This window comes from Burkholderia sp. BCC1998 (assembly GCF_905339875.1).
In the GTDB taxonomy this organism is placed as follows: Bacteria; Pseudomonadota; Gammaproteobacteria; order Burkholderiales; family Burkholderiaceae; genus Burkholderia.
On sequence record NZ_CAJPHE010000035.1, the window covers coordinates 15157 to 34012 of the forward strand.

Annotated in this window: 22 protein-coding genes; all 22 read right to left on the reverse strand. The window is 61.2% G+C overall.

What is annotated here, in order from left to right; translation table 11 throughout:
* Positions 1-7: 7 nt before the first annotated feature.
* The 22 genes from rpsH to rpoC all read right to left on the reverse strand — a co-directional run bounded on the left by rpsH (position 8) and on the right by rpoC (position 18841).
* Positions 8-403, reverse strand: a complete 396-nt coding sequence (gene rpsH / locus U5A56_RS34875) for a 30S ribosomal protein S8 (protein WP_006477185.1) — start codon at positions 401-403, stop codon at positions 8-10.
* 14 nt (positions 404-417) lie between these two features.
* On the reverse strand, positions 418-723 hold the full coding sequence (gene rpsN / locus U5A56_RS34880; protein ID WP_006482884.1) for a 30S ribosomal protein S14: 306 nt from the start codon (positions 721-723) through the stop codon (positions 418-420).
* A 7-nt stretch (positions 724-730) separates the two neighbouring features.
* Positions 731-1270 (reverse strand): 50S ribosomal protein L5, encoded by a 540-nt coding sequence (gene rplE / locus U5A56_RS34885; RefSeq protein ID WP_006477186.1) that lies wholly within the window; start codon positions 1268-1270, stop codon positions 731-733.
* A gap of 16 nt (positions 1271-1286) precedes the next feature.
* Positions 1287-1595, reverse strand: a complete 309-nt coding sequence (gene rplX, locus U5A56_RS34890) for a 50S ribosomal protein L24 (RefSeq protein WP_006477187.1) — start codon at positions 1593-1595, stop codon at positions 1287-1289.
* 9 nt (positions 1596-1604) lie between these two features.
* On the reverse strand, positions 1605-1973 hold the full coding sequence (gene rplN / locus U5A56_RS34895; protein ID WP_006752929.1) for a 50S ribosomal protein L14: 369 nt from the start codon (positions 1971-1973) through the stop codon (positions 1605-1607).
* Between the two features lie 309 nt (positions 1974-2282).
* A complete protein-coding gene (rpsQ, locus tag U5A56_RS34900; RefSeq protein ID WP_006752928.1) occupies positions 2283-2555 on the reverse strand; it encodes a 30S ribosomal protein S17 in 273 nt (90 codons plus the stop codon).
* Positions 2552-2746, reverse strand: coding sequence for a 50S ribosomal protein L29 (gene rpmC, locus U5A56_RS34905; RefSeq protein WP_006400652.1), 195 nt, complete (start codon positions 2744-2746; stop codon positions 2552-2554). The genes rpsQ and rpmC overlap by 4 nt, the downstream gene beginning before the upstream one ends.
* Positions 2747-2755: 9 nt before the next feature.
* The gene (gene rplP, locus U5A56_RS34910; protein ID WP_006482873.1) at positions 2756-3172 is read right to left on the reverse strand and encodes a 50S ribosomal protein L16; all 417 of its coding nucleotides are present in this window, start codon (positions 3170-3172) and stop codon (positions 2756-2758) included.
* Positions 3173-3174: 2 nt separating this feature from the next.
* Positions 3175-3975 (reverse strand): 30S ribosomal protein S3, encoded by an 801-nt coding sequence (gene rpsC / locus U5A56_RS34915; RefSeq protein WP_006482899.1) that lies wholly within the window; start codon positions 3973-3975, stop codon positions 3175-3177.
* Between the two features lie 11 nt (positions 3976-3986).
* A complete protein-coding gene (gene rplV, locus U5A56_RS34920; RefSeq protein WP_004199272.1) occupies positions 3987-4316 on the reverse strand; it encodes a 50S ribosomal protein L22 in 330 nt (109 codons plus the stop codon).
* 12 nt (positions 4317-4328) lie between these two features.
* The gene (rpsS, locus tag U5A56_RS34925; protein WP_004199273.1) at positions 4329-4604 is read right to left on the reverse strand and encodes a 30S ribosomal protein S19; all 276 of its coding nucleotides are present in this window, start codon (positions 4602-4604) and stop codon (positions 4329-4331) included.
* Between the two features lie 10 nt (positions 4605-4614).
* Positions 4615-5442, reverse strand: a complete 828-nt coding sequence (gene rplB / locus U5A56_RS34930) for a 50S ribosomal protein L2 (protein WP_006482900.1) — start codon at positions 5440-5442, stop codon at positions 4615-4617.
* Positions 5443-5444: 2 nt separating this feature from the next.
* The gene (gene rplW / locus U5A56_RS34935) at positions 5445-5759 is read right to left on the reverse strand and encodes a 50S ribosomal protein L23 (RefSeq protein WP_004199275.1); all 315 of its coding nucleotides are present in this window, start codon (positions 5757-5759) and stop codon (positions 5445-5447) included.
* Entirely contained in the window at positions 5756-6376 is a 621-nt protein-coding gene (rplD, locus tag U5A56_RS34940; protein ID WP_006477192.1) for a 50S ribosomal protein L4, read from the reverse strand. Before rplD ends, rplW begins: the two co-directional genes overlap by 4 nt.
* Positions 6376-7026, reverse strand: a complete 651-nt coding sequence (rplC, locus tag U5A56_RS34945; RefSeq protein ID WP_006752926.1) for a 50S ribosomal protein L3 — start codon at positions 7024-7026, stop codon at positions 6376-6378. Before rplC ends, rplD begins: the two co-directional genes overlap by 1 nt.
* A gap of 178 nt (positions 7027-7204) precedes the next feature.
* Complete coding sequence (rpsJ, locus tag U5A56_RS34950) at positions 7205-7516, reverse strand: 30S ribosomal protein S10 (RefSeq protein WP_004199280.1); 312 nt, start codon at positions 7514-7516, stop codon at positions 7205-7207.
* Between the two features lie 285 nt (positions 7517-7801).
* On the reverse strand, positions 7802-8992 hold the full coding sequence (gene tuf, locus U5A56_RS34955; protein ID WP_011350666.1) for an elongation factor Tu: 1191 nt from the start codon (positions 8990-8992) through the stop codon (positions 7802-7804).
* A gap of 41 nt (positions 8993-9033) precedes the next feature.
* Positions 9034-11136: an elongation factor G gene (gene fusA, locus U5A56_RS34960; protein ID WP_044849034.1), complete on the reverse strand. Its 2103-nt coding sequence runs from the start codon at positions 11134-11136 to the stop codon at positions 9034-9036.
* Between the two features lie 123 nt (positions 11137-11259).
* The gene (gene rpsG, locus U5A56_RS34965; protein ID WP_006477195.1) at positions 11260-11730 is read right to left on the reverse strand and encodes a 30S ribosomal protein S7; all 471 of its coding nucleotides are present in this window, start codon (positions 11728-11730) and stop codon (positions 11260-11262) included.
* 172 nt (positions 11731-11902) lie between these two features.
* Positions 11903-12283: a 30S ribosomal protein S12 gene (gene rpsL / locus U5A56_RS34970; RefSeq protein WP_006400662.1), complete on the reverse strand. Its 381-nt coding sequence runs from the start codon at positions 12281-12283 to the stop codon at positions 11903-11905.
* A 227-nt stretch (positions 12284-12510) separates the two neighbouring features.
* A complete protein-coding gene (recQ, locus tag U5A56_RS34975; RefSeq protein ID WP_044849035.1) occupies positions 12511-14358 on the reverse strand; it encodes a DNA helicase RecQ in 1848 nt (615 codons plus the stop codon).
* Positions 14359-14599: 241 nt separating this feature from the next.
* A complete protein-coding gene (gene rpoC, locus U5A56_RS34980) occupies positions 14600-18841 on the reverse strand; it encodes a DNA-directed RNA polymerase subunit beta' (RefSeq protein WP_044849036.1) in 4242 nt (1413 codons plus the stop codon).
* Positions 18842-18856 lie beyond the last annotated feature (15 nt).

Below are 18856 nucleotides of genomic sequence, written 5' to 3' on the forward strand. Positions count from 1 at the left end.
CTCGGCTTTAAGCAACGTAGCAGATGACTTCGCCGCCGACGCCGGTAGCGCGCGCCTTGCGGTCGGTCATCACGCCCTTCGGCGTCGACACGATTGCCACGCCCAGGCCGTTCATGACCTGCGGAATGTCGTTACGGCCGCGGTACACGCGCAGACCAGGCTTCGACACGCGCTCGAGGCGTTCGATGACCGGGCGACCTGCGTAGTACTTCAGCGCGATATTCAGTTCGGACTTCGCACCTTCCGCCTTGACGGCGAAATCGTCGATATAACCTTCGTCCTTCAGGACTTGCGCGATTGCAACCTTGACCTTCGACGAGGGCATCGCAACCGATACCTTCTCGACCATCTGCGCGTTGCGGATGCGAGTCAGCATATCGGCGATAGGATCACTCATGCTCATTTACGTTTCTCCTATTACCAGCTCGCCTTGGTCAGGCCAGGAATCTCGCCACGGAATGCGATTTCACGAATCTTGTTACGCGCGAGGCCGAATTTACGGAACGTGCCACGCGGACGGCCCGTGATCGCGCAGCGGTTACGCTGGCGGGTCGGGTTTGCGTTGCGGGGCAGTTGCTGCAGCTCCAGGCGTGCTTCGTAGCGCTCTTCTTCCGACTTGCTTTGGTCTTCGACGATCGCCTTCAGCGCTTCGCGCTTTGCTGCGAACTTCGCGACCAGGCGGGCGCGCTTCTTTTCACGTTCGATCAGTGCCAGTTTAGCCACGGTAACCTCAGTTTCTGAACGGGAACTTGAAGCTGGCGAGCAGAGCCTTTGCTTCGTCGTCGGTCTTCGCAGTCGTCGTGATGCTGATGTTCAGCCCACGCAGTGCGTCGATCTTGTCGTAGTCGATTTCGGGGAAAATGATCTGCTCTTTCACACCGATGTTGTAGTTGCCGCGGCCATCGAAGGCACGACCCGACACACCGCGGAAGTCACGCACGCGGGGCAGGGCAACGGTCACGAAACGGTCGAGGAATTCGTACATCGCTTGGCCACGCAGCGTCACCATCGCGCCGATCGGGTAACCCTGGCGGATCTTGAAGCCTGCGATTGCCTTGCGCGCCTTCGTGACGACCGGCTTCTGACCAGCGATCTTCGTGAGGTCGCCGACGGCGTTCTCGATGATCTTCTTGTCAGCGATCGCTTCGCCAAGACCCATGTTCAGCGTGATCTTGGTGATGCGCGGCACTTCCATGACCGACTTGTAACCGAACTTCTCGATCAGGCCGGGCACAACCTTTTCTTTGTAAAACTCTTGAAAACGAGCCATTTTTTACTCCGCTGCGTCAGGCGCTCAGTACGGCACCGGTCGTCTTCAGGAAGCGAACCTTCTTGCCTTCCTCGACCTTGATGCCAACACGCGACGCCTTGCCATTCGCGTCGACCAGTGCGACGTTCGAAATATGCAGGGGCATCGTCTTCGCTTCCACGCCGCCCGTCGTACCCTTCATCGGGTTCGGCTTCACATGCTTCTTGACGAGGTTGATACCTTCAACCGTCACATGTTCTGCACCGACAGCCAGCACGACGCCGCGCTTGCCCTTGTCTTTGCCAGTGACGACGATGACTTCGTCACCTTTGCGAATCTTGTTCATCGCGACTCCTTACAGCACTTCCGGCGCCAGCGAAACGATCTTCATGAATCGTTCGCTACGCAGCTCACGCGTCACCGGCCCGAAGATACGGGTGCCGATCGGCTCAAGCTTGTTATTCAAAAGCACAGCGGCGTTGCCGTCGAACTTGATCAGCGAGCCGTCTTGACGGCGAACACCCTTGGCGGTGCGGACCACCACGGCGTTGTAGATTTCGCCTTTCTTCACGCGCCCGCGCGGCGTTGCTTCTTTGACGGTCACCTTGATGATGTCGCCAATGCCGGCATAACGACGCTTCGAGCCGCCGAGCACCTTGATGCACATGACTTCACGTGCACCCGTGTTGTCGGCTACTTCGAGCCGAGATTCGGTCTGGATCATGGTTTGTCTTTCCCAACTTAATCCGATTGCACCACCATGATGCATTCGGTCAGTCTTGGTCCCGTCAGCCAATCGGCTGCTTGGGTTGGAACAGCAGCGACGGCAAACGAAACCCGCCATCGCAATTCGGTGAATCTTTCGGACAGGCTGGCGCCAGTCCGCTTCCCCCACCAACTTCGCCCGCGACGGGGCTCCCATAAAGAGGGAAGACCAGGATTATAACAAATAACCCTGGTCACGCAAGCAAAAACTTTGCGATTTCAAGCACTTCGTGGCGAAGTGCTTGTTACTGCCTACTGCTCTGCCCGCTTAGATGACGCGAGCTGCTTCGACGAGGCGCGACACCGTCCAGGCCTTCGTCTTCGAAACAGGACGAGTTTCCTGGATTTCGACGAGATCGCCTTCGTTGCAGGTGTTCGCTTCATCATGCGCGTGGTACTTCTTCGAGCGCACGACATACTTGCCGTAGATCGGGTGCTTGACGCGGTGCTCGATCAGCACGGTGACGGTCTTGTCCATCTTGTTGCTGACGACCCGACCGACCAGCGTCCGCTTCAGCGAGGTTTTCACGCTATCGTTCATTTCTGGTTCGCCTTCTGAGTCATGACGGTCCGCACACGTGCGATGTCGCGACGAACCTTCTTCAGCTGGCTCGTGTTCGTGAGCTGCTGGGTCGCGAGTTGCATGCGCAGGCCGAATTGCGCCTTCAGCAGGTCCGCCAGCTCCTTGTTGAGCGCGGCCTGGTCTTTCTGGAGAAGTTCGGAAGCCTTCATGTTTTCTCCTTAGGCGCCGAGCTGGCGCACGATGAATGCCGTCTTCAGCGGCAGCTTGGCTGCAGCCAGACGGAACGCTTCGCGTGCCAGTTCTTCGGTTACGCCGTCCATTTCATAGAGCATCTTGCCCGGCTGGATCTCGGCGACGTAGTACTCCGGGTTACCCTTACCGTTACCCATACGCACTTCTGCCGGCTTTTGCGAAATCGGCTTGTCCGGGAAGATCCGGATCCAGATGCGGCCGCCACGCTTGATGTGACGCGTCATTGCACGACGCGCCGCTTCAATCTGACGTGCGGTCAAACGACCGCGACCGATCGCCTTCAGACCGAATTCACCGAACGACACTGCGTTGCCGCGCGTCGCCTTGCCGGTGTTACGACCCTTCTGCTCTTTACGATACTTTCTGCGTTTCGGTTGCAGCATCGTTATTCTCCAGTCTTGCCGTCTTCGGGCTTGCCGGCGCCACGGCGCGGTGCGCCACGACGAGCACCCGGAGCGCCGCCTTCGCCGTCACGGCGCGGACGACGGTCGCCCGGACGCGCATTGCGACGCGGACGCTTGTCTTCGGCTACTTCTTCGACCACCGGCGCGTCATTGCGGCCGAGCGTGTCGCCCTTGTACACCCACACCTTGACGCCGATGATCCCGTAGGTCGTCTTCGCTTCCGAGGTCGCGTAGTCGATGTCGGCACGCAGCGTGTGAAGGGGCACGCGACCTTCGCGATACCACTCCGTACGAGCGATTTCGATACCGTTCAGACGGCCCGCGCTCATGATCTTGATGCCTTGGGCACCCAGACGCATCGCGTTCTGCATCGCACGCTTCATCGCGCGACGGAACATGATCCGGCGCTCGAGCTGTTGCGTGATCGAGTCAGCGATCAGTTGCGCATCGGTTTCCGGCTTGCGGATTTCTTCGATGTTGACGTGAACCGGCACGCCCATGCGGCGTTGCAGTTCCGTCTTCAGCTGTTCGATATCCTCGCCCTTCTTGCCGATGACGACGCCCGGACGCGAGCTGTAAATCGTGATGCGCGCGTTCTTCGCCGGACGCTCGATGACCACCCGACCGACCGAAGCGTTCTTCAGCTTCTTCTTCAGGTATTCACGAACACCGATGTCTTCCTGCAGCATCGCCGCGAAATTGTTGTTGTTCGCGTACCAACGCGAAGCCCAATTGCGGCTGACAGCCAGGCGGAAGCCAGTCGGATGAATTTTCTGTCCCATCGTATGGCTCCTTAATTCCCGACCGTCACAGTGATGTGACAGGATTGCTTCTCGATGCGGTTACCGCGGCCCTTGGCGCGCGCGGTGAAACGCTTGAGCGATGCCGCCTTGTCGACGTAGATGCTCTTGATCTTGAGCTCGTCGATATCAGCGCCTTCGTTGTGCTCCGCATTCGCGATTGCCGACAGCACAACCTTCTTCACGATGCCAGCCGCCTTCTTCGGCGAGAACGTCAGAACGTTCAGCGCCTTGTCGACCGGCAAACCGCGGATCTGGTCAGCCACAAGGCGCGTTTTTTGCGCCGAGATGCGGGCACCGCGATGAATTGCTTTCACTTCCATCTTGATTGCCCCTTATTTCTTGGCCTTCTTGTCGGCCGCGTGACCCTTGAACGTACGGGTCAGTGCGAACTCGCCAAGCTTGTGGCCGACCATGTTTTCCGAGATGTACACCGGAACGTGTTGACGGCCGTTGTGAACAGCGATCGTCAGGCCGATGAAATCCGGCAGAATCGTCGAGCGACGCGACCAGGTCTTGATCGGCTTTTTGTCGCGCGAAGCTGCAGCCGCCTCAACTTTCTTCAGCAAATGGGCGTCGCAGAACGGACCTTTTTTTACAGAACGTGCCATTGCCTACTCCTTAACGCTTGTGACGGCGCTGGACGATCATCGTCGTCGTGCGCTTGTTGCTGCGGGTGCGGTAACCCTTAGCCGGCGTACCCCACGGGCTCACCGGGTCGCGACCTGCAGCCGTCTTGCCCTCACCACCACCGTGCGGGTGATCAACCGGGTTCATCGCAACGCCACGCACCGTCGGGCGGATACCGCGCCAGCGGTTCGCGCCAGCCTTGCCGATTTGGCGCAGGCTATGCTCTTCGTTACCGACTTCACCGATCGTTGCACGGCACTCGATGTGCACGCGGCGGATTTCGCCCGAACGCAGACGAACCTGCGCGTAGACGCCTTCACGTGCCAGCAGCATGGCCGACGTGCCAGCCGAACGCGCCATTTGCGCGCCCTTGCCCGGCAGCATCTCGATGCAGTGGATCGTCGTACCGACCGGAATGTTGCGGATCGGCAGCGTGTTGCCTGCACGGATCGGCGCTTCCGAACCCGACATCAGCTGTTGGCCGACGGTCAGGCCCTTCGGGGCGATGATGTAGCGACGCTCGCCGTCTGCGTAGAGCACCAGCGCGATGTTCGCGCTACGGTTCGGGTCGTACTCGAGACGCTCGACCTTTGCCGGAATGCCATCCTTCGTGCGACGGAAATCGACGATACGATAGTGCTGCTTGTGACCACCACCCTTGTGACGCGTGGTGATACGGCCGTTGTTGTTACGGCCGGCGGTCGAGCTCTGCGAGTCGAGCAGTGCCGCGAACGGCTTGCCCTGGTGCAGGTTCTTGTTGACCACCTTGACCATCGCGCGGCGACCCGGCGATGTCGGCTTAACTTTCACGATTGCCATGATTACTTGGCCTCCGCTTCAAAGTTGATTTCCTGGCCGGGCTTCAGGCAAACGTACGCCTTCTTCACGTCCTTGCGGCGGCCCATCGAACGGCCGAAGCGCTTTTGCTTGCCCTTCTGAACCAGCACGTTGACCGAATCAACTTCAACCTTGAACAGCAGCTCGACAGCCGCCTTCACTTCCTGCTTCGTGGCATCCGGTGCGACTTCGAACACGACTTGCTCGTTCTTGTCGGCAACCAGCGTCGCCTTTTCCGAGATCACCGGTGCGAGCAGGACCTGCATCAAACGATGATCGTTCTTGCGAATCTCGCTCATGACAGCAACTCCTCGATCTGGGCGACCGCAGCCTTCGTGACCAGCACTTTCTTGAAGTAGATCAGCGACAGCGGGTCAGCGTAGCGCGGCTCGACAATCGCCACGTGCGGCAGGTTGCGCGAAGCCAGGTACAGGTTCTCGTCGACCGTGTCCGTGATGATCAGAACGGAGTCGAGACCCATGGTCTTGAATTTGTCAGCCAGCAGCTTGGTCTTCGGCGCTTCGAGGATGATGTCCTCGACGACCGACAGACGGCCTTCGCGGGCCAGCTGCGAGAAGATCGAGCAGAGACCTGCGCGATGCATCTTCTTGTTGACCTTGTGCGAGAAGTTTTCTTCCGGCGAGTTCGGGAAGATGCGACCACCGCCACGCCACAACGGGCTCGACGACATACCGGCACGAGCGCGGCCCGTACCCTTCTGACGCCACGGCTTCTTGGTGGTGTGCTTGACTTGCTCGCGGTCCTTCTGTGCGCGGTTACCCTGGCGAGCATTCGCCTGGTACGCGACGACGACCTGGTGGATCAGCGCTTCGTTGTAGTCACGACCGAACACGACGTCCGACGCGTTGACCACTGCACCTTCCTGACCATTTTCGTTCAGGAGCTTGAGTTCCATTATTTCGCCCCCTTGGTCTTGACGGCCGGCGTCACGAAAACCTTGCCGCCCTTCGCGCCCGGAATCGCGCCCTTGACGAGCAGCAGCTTGCGCTCTGCGTCGATACGAGCGATTTCGAGGTTCTGCACCGTCACCGTAACGTCACCGAGGTGACCCGTCATGCGCTTACCCGGGAAAACGCGACCCGGATCCTGCGCCATACCGATCGAGCCCGGCACGTTGTGCGAGCGCGAGTTACCGTGGGTAGCACGGCCGGAGGAGAAGTTGTAACGCTTGATCGTACCGGCGTAGCCCTTACCGATCGACACGCCTTGCACGTCGACCTTCTGGCCTACTTCGAAAAGATCAGCACCGACCACGGCGCCATTCGACAGCTCAGCTGCCTTGGCCGCGTCAATGCGGAATTCCTTGAGGATTTCACCGGCTTCGACACCGGCTTTGGCGAGATGACCTGCCAGCGGCTTCGTCACGCGCGATGCGCGGCGGGAGCCGAATGCAACCTGCACGGCCGTGTAGCCGTCGGTTTCAACAGTCTTGATCTGCGTCACGCGGTTGTCCGACACGTCCAGCACGGTGACGGGAATCGAATCCCCTTCAGCCGTGAAGATACGGGTCATGCCAACCTTGCGACCTACGAGTCCAAGGCTCATCATTTTCTCCATTCCCGACTGCGATTGGTCGGGGCTGATTTACAAAATGCCGGGCACGCAAGGCCCAACTTTTTTACGCGAATACGCGAAAAGCCAAGCAGTATAGCCCGACTTCTCGATTTCCGCAAGCAATACAAAGACTTAGCACCGCCCGGCACGCCGGGAGGCGCCGAAAGCCTTACTGCAGCTTGATTTCCACGTCGACGCCAGCCGGCAGGTCGAGCTTCATCAGCGCGTCAACCGTCTTGTCGGTCGGATCGACGATGTCCATCAGGCGCTGGTGGGTACGGATTTCGAGCTGATCGCGCGACGTCTTGTTGACGTGCGGCGAACGCAGGATGTCAAAACGCTGGATGCGCGTCGGCAGCGGCACCGGGCCACGGACGATTGCGCCAGTCCGCTTCGCGGTATCGACGATCTCGGCAGCCGATTGATCGATCAGACGATAGTCGAAAGCCTTCAGGCGAATGCGGATTTTCTGTTGCTGCATGACGATTCCTTGAAAAGAGCGAGGCGATGTTGCATCGCCGGACACTAAAAGAACGCGAAACCTGTTGCCTGCGGGGAGCGAGGCGCCCGGTCCCGAACGGTACTTCCACTGCTAAGCCCGCGATTCTACACGAAAAATCGAAGCGGTGGTGTGCGTTTGTCAATACGGCAACGCGCACGCCACAAAGAAAAACCGGGTGCCAGATCGAACTGGACACCCGGTTTCGACGGTACGACTGCCTACCGTGGAATCGCGGACCCCGGAGGGATCCGCGGATCGTCGATATTACTCGATGATCTTGGCGACGACGCCGGCGCCGACGGTACGGCCGCCTTCGCGGATTGCGAAGCGCAGACCTTCTTCCATCGCGATCGGAGCGATCAGCTTCACCGTGATCGACACGTTGTCGCCCGGCATCACCATTTCCTTGTCCTTCGGCAGCTCGATCGAGCCCGTCACGTCCGTCGTACGGAAGTAGAACTGCGGACGGTAGTTGTTGAAGAACGGCGTGTGACGGCCGCCTTCGTCCTTGCTCAGCACGTACACTTCAGCCGTGAAGTGCGTGTGCGGCGTGATCGAACCCGGCTTCGCCAGAACCTGGCCACGCTCCACGTCTTCACGCTTCGTGCCGCGCAGCAGGATACCGACGTTGTCGCCTGCCTGACCTTGGTCCAGCAGCTTGCGGAACATTTCAACGCCCGTGCAGGTCGTCTTCACCGTCGGCTTGATACCGACGATTTCGATTTCTTCGCCGACCTTCACGATGCCGCGCTCGACACGACCCGTCACCACCGTACCACGGCCCGAGATCGAGAACACGTCTTCCACCGGCATCAGGAACGCGCCGTCAACTGCACGCTCCGGCGTCGGGATGTACGTGTCCAGCGCGTCTGCCAGGCTCATGATCGCCACTTCGCCCAGCTCGCCCGTGTCGCCTTCCAGCGCCAGCTTGGCCGAACCCTTCACGATCGGCGTGTCGTCGCCCGGGAAGTCGTACTTCGACAGGAGTTCGCGAACTTCCATCTCGACCAGCTCGAGCAGTTCAGCGTCGTCCACCATGTCGCACTTGTTCAGGAACACGATGATGTACGGAACGCCAACCTGACGTGCCAGCAGGATGTGCTCACGCGTCTGCGGCATCGGGCCGTCTGCTGCCGAGCAAACCAGGATCGCGCCGTCCATCTGTGCCGCGCCCGTGATCATGTTCTTCACATAGTCAGCGTGGCCCGGGCAGTCGACGTGTGCGTAGTGGCGGTTAGCCGTTTCGTACTCGACGTGTGCCGTGTTGATCGTGATGCCGCGCGCCTTTTCTTCCGGTGCCGCGTCGATCTGGTCGTAAGCCTTCGCTTCGCCGCCGAACTTCTTCGTCAGCACCGTCGTGATCGCTGCCGTCAGCGTCGTCTTGCCGTGGTCAACGTGACCAATCGTACCAACGTTGACGTGCGGCTTGGTCCGCTCAAATTTACCTTTTGCCATGATTCTCTTCTTTCAAAAAATATCGGTTGGTAGCTGCAGATTTACTTCGACTTCGCGCTGATGATCGCTTCAGCAACGTTGCGCGGAGCTTCAGCGTAGTGCTTGAACTCCATCGTGTACGTTGCACGACCTTGCGTCAGCGAACGCAGCGACGTCGAGTAACCGAACATTTCCGACAGCGGCACTTCGGCGCGAACGATCTTGCCGCCGCCAACCATGTCTTCCATGCCCTGGACGATACCGCGACGGCCCGACAGGTCGCCCATCACGTTGCCCATGTAGTCTTCCGGCGTCTCGACTTCGACAGCCATCATCGGCTCGAGGACGACCGGGTTCGCCTTGCGCATCGCTTCCTTGAACGCCATCGAACCGGCCATGCGGAACGCGTTTTCGTTCGAGTCAACGTCGTGGTACGAACCGAACGTCAGGTGAACCTTCACGTCGACGACCGGGAAGCCAGCCAGCACGCCCGACTTCAGCGTGTCCTGGATACCCTTGTCGACCGCCGGGATGTATTCACGCGGAATCACACCACCCTTGATCTCGTCGAAGAACTCGTAGCCCTTGCCTTGTTCGTTCGGCTCGAGCGTAATGACCGCGTGACCGTACTGGCCGCGACCACCCGACTGCTTGACGAACTTGCCGTCGACGTCCTTCGCCGTCGAACGGATCGTTTCGCGGTATGCAACCTGCGGCTTGCCGACGGTCGCTTCCACGCCGAATTCACGCTTCATCCGGTCGACCAGAATTTCGAGGTGGAGCTCGCCCATGCCCGAAATGATGGTCTGGCCCGACTCTTCGTCGGTCTGCACGCGGAACGACGGATCTTCCTGCGCCAGACGGTTCAGCGCGAGGCCCATCTTTTCCTGGTCAGCCTTGGTCTTCGGCTCGACAGCCTGCGAAATCACCGGCTCCGGGAACACCATGCGTTCGAGAACGATCGGGTTCGCCGGGTCGCACAGCGTGTCGCCCGTGGTCGCTTCCTTCAGGCCGACCGCAGCAGCGATGTCGCCTGCACGGACTTCCTTGATTTCTTCACGCTGGTTCGCGTGCATCTGCAGAATCCGGCCGAGGCGTTCCTTCTTGCCCTTGGTCGAGTTCAGCAGCGTGTCGCCCGAATTGACGACGCCCGAGTACACACGGAAGAAGATCAGCTGGCCGACGAACGGGTCGGTCATGATCTTGAACGCGAGCGACGAGAACTTCTCTTCGTCCGACGCCTTGCGCTCTGCTTCTTCACCGTTTTCGAGCTCGCCCTTGACCGGCGGAATGTCGACCGGCGACGGCAGGAAGTCGATCACGGCGTCGAGCATACGCTGCACGCCCTTGTTCTTGAACGCGGTACCGCACAGCATCGGCTGGATTTCGCACGCGATCGTACGGTCGCGCAGCGCCTTGACGATGTCGGCTTCCGGCAGATCGCCTTCTTCCAGGTACTTGTTCATCAGGTCTTCGCTGGCTTCAGCAGCCACTTCGACCATCTTTTCGCGCCATTCCTTGCAGGTCTCGGCGAGCTCGGCCGGGATGTCGACGTAGTCGAACTTCGTGCCTTGCGACGCTTCGTCCCAAATGATCGCCTTCATCTTGATCAGGTCGACCACGCCCTTGAAGTTTTCTTCCGAGCCGATCGGCACCACGACCGGAACCGGGTTCGCCTTCAGGCGCAGACGGAGCTGGTCGTAGACCTTGAAGAAGTTCGCGCCGGTACGGTCCATCTTGTTGACGAACGCGAGACGGGGCACCTTGTACTTGTTAGCCTGGCGCCACACCGTTTCCGACTGCGGCTGCACGCCGCCCACTGCGCAGTACACCATGCACGCGCCGTCGAGCACGCGCATCGAACGCTCCACTTCGATCGTGAAGTCGACGTGGCCCGGGGTGTCGATGATGTTGATGCGGTGTTCCGGATAGTTGCCGCCCATGCCCTTCCAGAAGGCCGTGGTAGCAGCGGACGTGATCGTGATGCCACGCTCTTGTTCCTGCTCCATCCAGTCCATCGTTGCTGCGCCGTCGTGGACTTCACCGATCTTGTGGTTCACACCGGTGTAAAACAGAATGCGCTCGGTCGTCGTCGTTTTGCCGGCGTCGATGTGAGCGCTAATACCGATATTGCGGTAGCGCTCGATAGGAGTCTTGCGAGCCACTTTGATCCTCTACTGGGATGACATGATGCAGCCCAGCTGCATCATGCTTCAACACAAACGGGCGAGGCGCCTGAAAAGCGCACCCGCCCGGAATTTATTTCCGCAAACAGCCCAGCCAGGCGCTTAGAAACGGAAATGCGAGAACGCGCGGTTGGCTTCTGCCATGCGGTGAACTTCATCGCGCTTCTTCATCGCGCCGCCACGGCCTTCGGCCGCTTCGGAGAGTTCACCTGCCAGGCGCAGAGCCATCGACTTCTCGCTGCGCTTCTTCGCAGCCTCACGCAGCCAGCGCATCGCCAATGCCATACGACGCGACGGGCGCACTTCGACCGGAACTTGATAGTTGGCACCACCAACGCGGCGGCTCTTCACTTCGACCACCGGCTTCACGTTGTTGAGCGCAACCGTGAACACTTCCAGCGGGTCCTTGCCACCCTTGGTCTGGATTTGTTCGAATGCGCCATAAACGATGCGCTCTGCAACCGACTTCTTGCCGGACAGCATCAGCATGTTCATGAACTTGGCAACATCAACGTTGCCGAACTTCGGATCCGGCAACACTTCCCGCTTGGGGACTTCGCGACGACGCGGCATGATTCTTCCTTTACTTGTTCAGTTGGAGCTGGTTCCAGCTCCGCGGCCACCAACAAACCCGATCACATCTTCACGACTAACCAGCTTGGCCGGGTGACCACTTACTCGACAGCACCGGCAATCCGGCACTCCCGCCTTGACCGCCCTGCGGCGATCCCTGATCAAAAACTGCTTACTTGGCAGCCTTTGCACGCTTCGCGCCGTACTTCGAGCGCGCTTGCTTACGGTCCTTGACGCCCTGGGTATCCAGCGAGCCGCGAACCATGTGGTAACGCACACCCGGCAAGTCCTTCACACGGCCGCCGCGGATCAGCACAACCGAGTGTTCCTGCAGGTTGTGGCCTTCACCGCCGATGTACGAAATCACTTCGAAGCCGTTCGTCAGACGAACCTTGGCGACCTTACGGAGTGCCGAGTTCGGCTTCTTCGGCGTCGTCGTGTACACACGGGTGCACACGCCGCGACGCTGGGGGCAGTCCTGCAGGGCCGGGCTCTTGCTCTTCGTCGTTTCCGACTGACGGCCTTTGCGAACCAGTTGGTTGATGGTTGGCATTGTTTATTCCTGAAATTGAACAAAATCTGCACATCGATTTCGGGCAAAGCGAGAATCGACGCACAGTTGACTTCCGAACCGGCGAATCGGGTGCGAGCTTTCGAACGCGACACGGCCCACCGAATACCGGAACCCAGCATGATATTCCGGAAATGCCAACTAAGTCAACGGCTTGCGTGATTTGCCAGCCGCGCGGGCGGTTTACCGGAAGGGTCGGAACACCTGTGTCACGCCGATTCGACGACGTCGATGATCTCGTCGCCGAAGCGTTCGAGCTTGCGCACGCCCATGCCGGGGATATGGCGCAGGTCGTCGATCGTCTCCGGCGCGTTGCGCGCGATTTCGGCCAGCGTCGCATCGTGGAAGATCACGTAGGCCGGCACGCCGTCGGACTTCGCGGTTTCCGCGCGCCACGCGCGCAGCGCGTCCCAGCGTGCGCGCTCGCGCGTGCCCATGCCGGCCGTCGGGTCGACGCGCGTGCCGCTGCGGCTCGACGACTGGCGCGTGCGCTGCGGCTTCACGTAGCGGCGCAGCGTGACCTTCTCCTCGTTCTTCAGCACCGGCTTCGCGGCCTCGGTCAGCATCAGCGCGCCGAAGCCGCCATGGTCGACCGCGAGATAGCCGTACGCGACGAGTTGCCGGAAAATCGCGCGCCACTCGGGTTCGGAGAGCGATGCGCCGATCCCGAACGTGCTGAGCTGGTCGTGGCCGCGCTGCAACACTTTCTCCGTGCGGCCGCCGCGCAGGATCTCGATCAGATGGCTCGAGCCGAAATTGAAGCCGCTCGCGCGCTGCGCGCGGAATACGCATGACAGCGCCATCTGCGCCTCGCGCGTCGCGTCCCATGAATCGGGCGGTTCGAGGCACGTGTCGCAGTTGCCGCACGGCTGGCTCGCCTCGCCGAAATAGTTGAGGAGCCGCACGCGCCGGCACGAGATCGTCTCGCACAACCCGAGCAACGCGTCGAGCTTCGACGTCTGCACGCGCTTGTGCGCGTCGTCCGCATCGGACTCGTCGATCATCTTGCGCTGCTGGACGACGTCGCCGAGCCCATACGCCATCCACGCGTTCGCCGGCATCCCGTCGCGGCCCGCACGGCCGGTTTCCTGGTAGTAGCCCTCGACGCTCTTCGGCAAATCGAGGTGCGCGACAAAGCGCACATCCGGCTTGTCGATGCCCATGCCGAACGCGATCGTGGCGCACATCACGATGCCTTCCTCGCGCTGGAACATTTCCTGGTGCTTCTGCCGTACCTCGAACTCCATCCCCGCGTGATACGGCAGCGCGCGCACACCCTGAGCCTTCAGCCATTCGGCCGTTTCCTCGACCTTGCGGCGCGACAGGCAGTAGACGACGCCCGCGTCGGTCGTGCCGTCCGCGTTCGTGTGTTCCGCGCGGATGAAGTCGAGCAGCTGCGAACGCGCGTTGTCTTTCTCGACGATCCGGTAACGGATGTTCGGGCGATCGAAGCTCGACACGAACACGCGCGCGTCGTCGAGCGCAAGGCGATGGATGATCTCGTCGCGCGTGATCGCGTCGGCAGTGGCCGTCAGCGCGATGCGCGGCACCGACGGGAAGCGTTCGTGCAGCACCGACAGCTGGATGTATTCGGGACGGAAGTCATGCCCCCACTGCGACACGCAGTGCGCCTCGTCGATCGCGAACAGGCCGATCTTCGCGCGCTCGAGCAGGTCGAGGAAGCGGCCCGTCATCAGCCGCTCGGGCGCGACGTACAGCAGGTCGATCTCGCCCTCGCGCAACGCGCGCTCGGTCGCCGCGGCCTCGGCGCCCGACAGTGTCGAGTTCAGGTAGGCCGCGCGCACGCCGACTTCGCTCAGCGCGGCGACCTGGTCCTGCATCAGCGCGATCAGCGGCGACACCACGATGCCCGCGCCCTGCCCGGCCTCGCGGCGCAGCAGCGCCGGGATCTGGTAGCACAGCGACTTGCCGCCGCCCGTCGGCATCAGCACGAGGCAATCGCCGCCGCCGGCGACGTGTTCGACGATCTCGCCCTGCTGGCCGCGAAAGGCGGAATAACCAAAAACTTCGTCGAGGATTTCGAGGGCGCGGGACATGAGTGAGAACGAGGACGGCGGAAGGATGACCGCAATTTTAACAACCCGCTCGCGCAGCGCGCGGCGAATCGTGCAACGTTGGCCGATCGGACAGGGTTCGAGCGCGCGAATGACGGGCCTGCGCGACCGTGCGGCAAGCCCGTCATGCACGTGAACGACGGATAAAAAAAACCGCCCGGCGGACCGGGCGGTTTCGATGACAGCGAATACGGCAGCGTGAGGCGGCTCGCGCCGCCCGCGCTTACTCGGCTGCCGGGTGTTGCGGCTCTTCCGCCGGCGCGCTCGGCGTACCGAAGTCGAATGCCTCTTCCGCTGCGATCTGGTCGAAACGCTCGCGGTCGGACATCTCCTTCGCCTTGCGTGCCTTGTGGAACGCGAGACCCGTACCGGCCGGGATCAGACGGCCGACGATCACGTTTTCCTTCAGGCCGCGCAGATCGTCGCGCTTGCCCATGATCGCCGCTTCGGTCAGCACGCGGGTCGTTTCCTGGAACGATGCCGCGGAGATGAACGAGTCGGTCGACAGCGACGCCTTCGTGATACCGAGGAGCACGTTGTCGTACGAAGCCGGGCGCTTGCCCTCGGCGATCATGCGATCGTTCTCGTCCAGCATGTCGGAACGCTCGACCTGTTCGCCCGGGATGAAGCGCGTATCACCGTTGTCGGTGATCTGCACACGACGCAGCATCTGGCGAACGATCACCTCGATGTGCTTGTCGTTGATCTTCACGCCCTGCAGACGATACACGTCCTGCACTTCGTCGACGATGTAGCGCGACAGCGCCTCGATACCCTGCAGACGCAGGATGTCGTGCGGATCGGCCGGGCCGTCCACGATCATTTCGCCCTTGTTGACGACCTGAGCATCGTGGACCAGGACCTGCTTTTCCTTCGCGATCAGGAACTCGTGCTGATTGCCTTCGAGGTCCGTGATGACGAGACGCTGCTTGCCCTTCGTGTCCTTGCCGAACGACGTCGTACCGGTGACTTCCGCGAGAATGCCGGCATCCTTCGGCGAACGCGCTTCGAACAGTTCCGCCACCCGCGGCAGACCGCCGGTAATGTCACGCGTCTTCTGCGCTTCGGTCGGGATACGTGCAAGCACTTCACCCACCTGCACTTGCTGGCCGTCCTTCACGGTGATCAGTGCGCCGACCTGGAAGCCGATCTGCACTGCGTGCTCCGTGCCCGGGATCTTCACTTCGTCGCCGTTCGCGTCGAGCAGTTTCACCTGCGGACGCACGCTCTTCGAAGCTTGCGAACCACGACGCTTCACGTCGATCACGACCAGCGTCGACAGGCCGGTCACGTCGTCGATCTGCTTCGCGACGGTCACGCCTTCCTCGACGTTCTCGAACTTCACCGTACCACCGTACTCGGTGATGATCGGACGCGTCATCGGGTCCCACGTCGCCAGCTGCGTGCCGGCCTTGATCGTCGCACCGTCGAGTTGCAGCAGCGTCGCGCCGTACGGCACTTTGTGACGCTCGCGCTCGCGACCGAAATCGTCGGTGATCAGCGCCTCGCCCGAACGCGAAATGACGATCTGCTCGCCCTTCGCGTTGGTGACGTAACGCATCGTCGCCGTGAAACGCACGATACCGTTGCTCTTCGCTTCGACCGACGACGCCACTGCCGCACGCGATGCCGCACCACCGATGTGGAACGTACGCATCGTCAGCTGCGTGCCCGGTTCACCGATCGACTGTGCCGCGATCACGCCGACTGCTTCGCCGACGTTCACGAGCGAGCCGCGGCCGAGGTCACGGCCGTAGCAGGCCGCGCACAGACCGTAACGCGTTTCGCAGGTCAGCGGCGTGCGCACGCGCACTTCGTCGATGCCGAGGCGTTCGATTTCCTCGACCGCCGTTTCGTCGAGCAGCGTGCCCGATTCGTACAGCGTTTCCTGCGTTTCCGGGTTCACGACGTCCGCGACCGCAACGCGGCCGAGGATACGGTCGCGCAGCGCTTCGACGACTTCACCGCCTTCGACCAGCGCCTTCATCGCGACGCCGTTCGACGTGCCGCAATCGTCCTCGACCACCACCAGATCCTGCGTGACGTCGACGAGACGACGCGTCAGGTAACCCGAGTTCGCGGTCTTCAGTGCCGTATCAGCCAGACCCTTACGTGCACCGTGGGTCGAGATGAAGTACTGCAACACGTTCAGGCCTTCGCGGAAGTTCGCGGTAATCGGCGTCTCGATAATCGAGCCGTCCGGCTTCGCCATCAGGCCTCGCATACCGGCCAGCTGACGAATCTGCACCGCCGAACCCCGGGCGCCCGAGTCGGCCATCATGTAGATCGAGTTGAACGACTCCTGGCGCGTCTCGTTGCCGTCGCGGTCCGTCACCGGCTCCGTCGACAGCTGCTCCATCATCGCCTTGCCGACCGCTTCCGACGTTGCCGACCAGATGTCGACCACGTTGTTGTAGCGTTCCTGCGCGGTGACGAGACCCGACATGTACTGGCGGTCGTACTCCTTCACCTTCTTCGCGGCGTCGCCGACGATCGTTTCCTTCTGCGGCGGCACGAGCATGTCGTCCACGCAGATCGAAATGCCGGCACGCGTCGCGAGGCGGAAACCCGACTGCATCAGCTGGTCGGCGAACACGACCGTCGCACGCAGACCGCACTTGCGGAATGCGGTGTTGATCAGGCGCGAGATTTCCTTCTTCTTCAGCGGCTTGTTCAGCACCGAGAACGGCAGGCCGTGCGGCAGGATCTCCGACAGGATCGCGCGACCGACGGTCGTCGCGTACAGCGAGATCTTCGGCACGAATTCCGGCGCGCCTTCCGACGTGTCCTCGTTGCGGACCATTTCGGTGATCCGCACGTTGACGCGCGAGGCCAGCTCGACTTCCTTGTTCTCGTACGCGCGGATCACTTCCGACACGCCGGTGAACGACAGGCCTTCGCCCTTGCCGTTGATCGCTTCGCGGGTCGCGTAGTACAGACCCAGCACGATATCCTGCGACGGCACGATCGACGGATCGCCGTTGGCCGGGAACAGCACGTTGTTCGACGCCAGCATCAGCGTACGCGCTTCCATCTGCGCTTCGAGCGACAGCGGCACGTGAACGGCCATCTGGTCACCGTCGAAGTCGGCGTTGAACGCCGCGCAGACGAGCGGGTGCAGCTGAATTGCCTTGCCTTCGATCAGCACCGGCTCGAACGCCTGAATACCGAGACGGTGCAGCGTCGGCGCACGGTTCAGCATCACCGGGTGCTCGCGGATCACCTCTTCGAGGATGTCCCACACCACCGGCGTCTGGTTCTCGACTTCCTTCTTCGCAGCCTTGATGGTCGTCGCGACGCCCATCACTTCCAGCTTGTTGAAGATGAACGGCTTGAACAGCTCGAGCGCCATCAGCTTCGGCAGACCGCACTGGTGCAGCTTCAGCGTCGGGCCGACCACGATGACCGAACGGCCCGAGTAGTCGACGCGCTTGCCCAGCAGGTTCTGACGGAAACGACCGCCCTTGCCCTTGATCATGTCGGCGAGCGACTTCAGCGGACGCTTGTTCGCGCCCGTCATCGCCTTGCCGCGACGACCGTTGTCGAGCAGCGAGTCGACGGCTTCCTGCAGCATCCGCTTTTCGTTGCGGACGATGATTTCAGGTGCCTTCAGCTCGAGCAGACGCTTCAACCGGTTGTTACGGTTGATCACGCGGCGATACAGGTCGTTCAGGTCCGACGTCGCGAAACGGCCGCCGTCCAGCGGCACGAGCGGACGCAGTTCCGGCGGCAGCACCGGCAGCACTTCGAGGATCATCCACTCGGGCTTGATGCCCGAGCGCTGGAATGCCTCGAGGACCTTCAGGCGCTTCGCGTACTTCTTGATCTTCGCTTCCGAGCCGGTGTTCTTCAGCTCGGTGCGCAGCGTCTCGACCTGCTCGTCGATGTTGATCGCACGCAGCAGTTCACGCACGCCTTCCGCGCCCATCTCGGCACGGAATTCGTCGCCGTATTCCTCGACCTTGTTGTAGTAATCCTCTTCGGTCATGATCTGCCGCGCCTTCAGCGGCGTCATGCCCGGTTCGATCACCACGTATGCTTCGAAGTACAGCACGCGTTCGATGTCGCGCAGCGTCATGTCGAGCACCATGCCCAGACGCGACGGCAGCGACTTCAGGAACCAGATGTGCGCGACCGGCGAGGCCAGCTCGATGTGGCCCATCCGTTCGCGACGCACCTTCGCCAGCGTCACTTCGACGCCGCACTTCTCGCAGATCACGCCGCGGTGCTTCAGGCGCTTGTACTTGCCGCACAGGCACTCGTAGTCCTTGATCGGCCCGAAGATCTTCGCGCAGAACAGACCATCGCGTTCCGGCTTGAACGTACGGTAGTTGATGGTCTCCGGCTTCTTCACTTCGCCGAACGACCACGAGCGGATCTTGTCCGGCGAGGCCAGACCGATCTTGATCGCGTCGAAAACTTCTTCCTGTTGGACTTGCTTGAATAGATCGAGCAGAGCTTTCATTGCCTTCTCTCCGTA

Excerpts from the sequence above, each read along its gene's own strand:
- rplV (WP_004199272.1), bottom strand. The coding sequence starts at position 4,316 with ATGGAAGTGAAAGCAATTCATCGCGGTGCCCGCATCTCGGCGCAAAAA.
- rpsH (WP_006477185.1), bottom strand. The coding sequence starts at position 403 with ATGAGCATGAGTGATCCTATCGCCGATATGCTGACTCGCATCCGCAAC.
- rplW (WP_004199275.1), bottom strand. The coding sequence starts at position 5,759 with ATGAGCGAGATTCGCAAGAACGATCATCGTTTGATGCAGGTCCTGCTC.
- rpsJ (WP_004199280.1), bottom strand. The coding sequence starts at position 7,516 with ATGCAGCAACAGAAAATCCGCATTCGCCTGAAGGCTTTCGACTATCGT.
- rpsG (WP_006477195.1), bottom strand. The coding sequence starts at position 11,730 with ATGCCGCGTCGTCGCGAAGTCCCCAAGCGGGAAGTGTTGCCGGATCCG.
- tuf (WP_011350666.1), bottom strand. The coding sequence starts at position 8,992 with ATGGCAAAAGGTAAATTTGAGCGGACCAAGCCGCACGTCAACGTTGGT.
- rplD (WP_006477192.1), bottom strand. The coding sequence starts at position 6,376 with ATGGAACTCAAGCTCCTGAACGAAAATGGTCAGGAAGGTGCAGTGGTC.
- rpsL (WP_006400662.1), bottom strand. The coding sequence starts at position 12,283 with ATGCCAACCATCAACCAACTGGTTCGCAAAGGCCGTCAGTCGGAAACG.
- rplP (WP_006482873.1), bottom strand. The coding sequence starts at position 3,172 with ATGCTGCAACCGAAACGCAGAAAGTATCGTAAAGAGCAGAAGGGTCGT.
- rplN (WP_006752929.1), bottom strand. The coding sequence starts at position 1,973 with ATGATCCAGACCGAATCTCGGCTCGAAGTAGCCGACAACACGGGTGCA.
- rpsC (WP_006482899.1), bottom strand. The coding sequence starts at position 3,975 with ATGGGACAGAAAATTCATCCGACTGGCTTCCGCCTGGCTGTCAGCCGC.
- rplX (WP_006477187.1), bottom strand. The coding sequence starts at position 1,595 with ATGAACAAGATTCGCAAAGGTGACGAAGTCATCGTCGTCACTGGCAAA.
- rpsS (WP_004199273.1), bottom strand. The coding sequence starts at position 4,604 with ATGGCACGTTCTGTAAAAAAAGGTCCGTTCTGCGACGCCCATTTGCTG.
- rpmC (WP_006400652.1), bottom strand. The coding sequence starts at position 2,746 with ATGAAGGCTTCCGAACTTCTCCAGAAAGACCAGGCCGCGCTCAACAAG.
- rplE (WP_006477186.1), bottom strand. The coding sequence starts at position 1,270 with ATGGCTCGTTTTCAAGAGTTTTACAAAGAAAAGGTTGTGCCCGGCCTG.
- rpsQ (WP_006752928.1), bottom strand. The coding sequence starts at position 2,555 with ATGAACGATAGCGTGAAAACCTCGCTGAAGCGGACGCTGGTCGGTCGG.
- rplB (WP_006482900.1), bottom strand. The coding sequence starts at position 5,442 with ATGGCAATCGTGAAAGTTAAGCCGACATCGCCGGGTCGCCGCGCGATG.
- recQ (WP_044849035.1), bottom strand. The coding sequence starts at position 14,358 with ATGTCCCGCGCCCTCGAAATCCTCGACGAAGTTTTTGGTTATTCCGCC.
- rplC (WP_006752926.1), bottom strand. The coding sequence starts at position 7,026 with ATGAGCCTTGGACTCGTAGGTCGCAAGGTTGGCATGACCCGTATCTTC.
- rpoC (WP_044849036.1), bottom strand. The coding sequence starts at position 18,841 with ATGAAAGCTCTGCTCGATCTATTCAAGCAAGTCCAACAGGAAGAAGTT.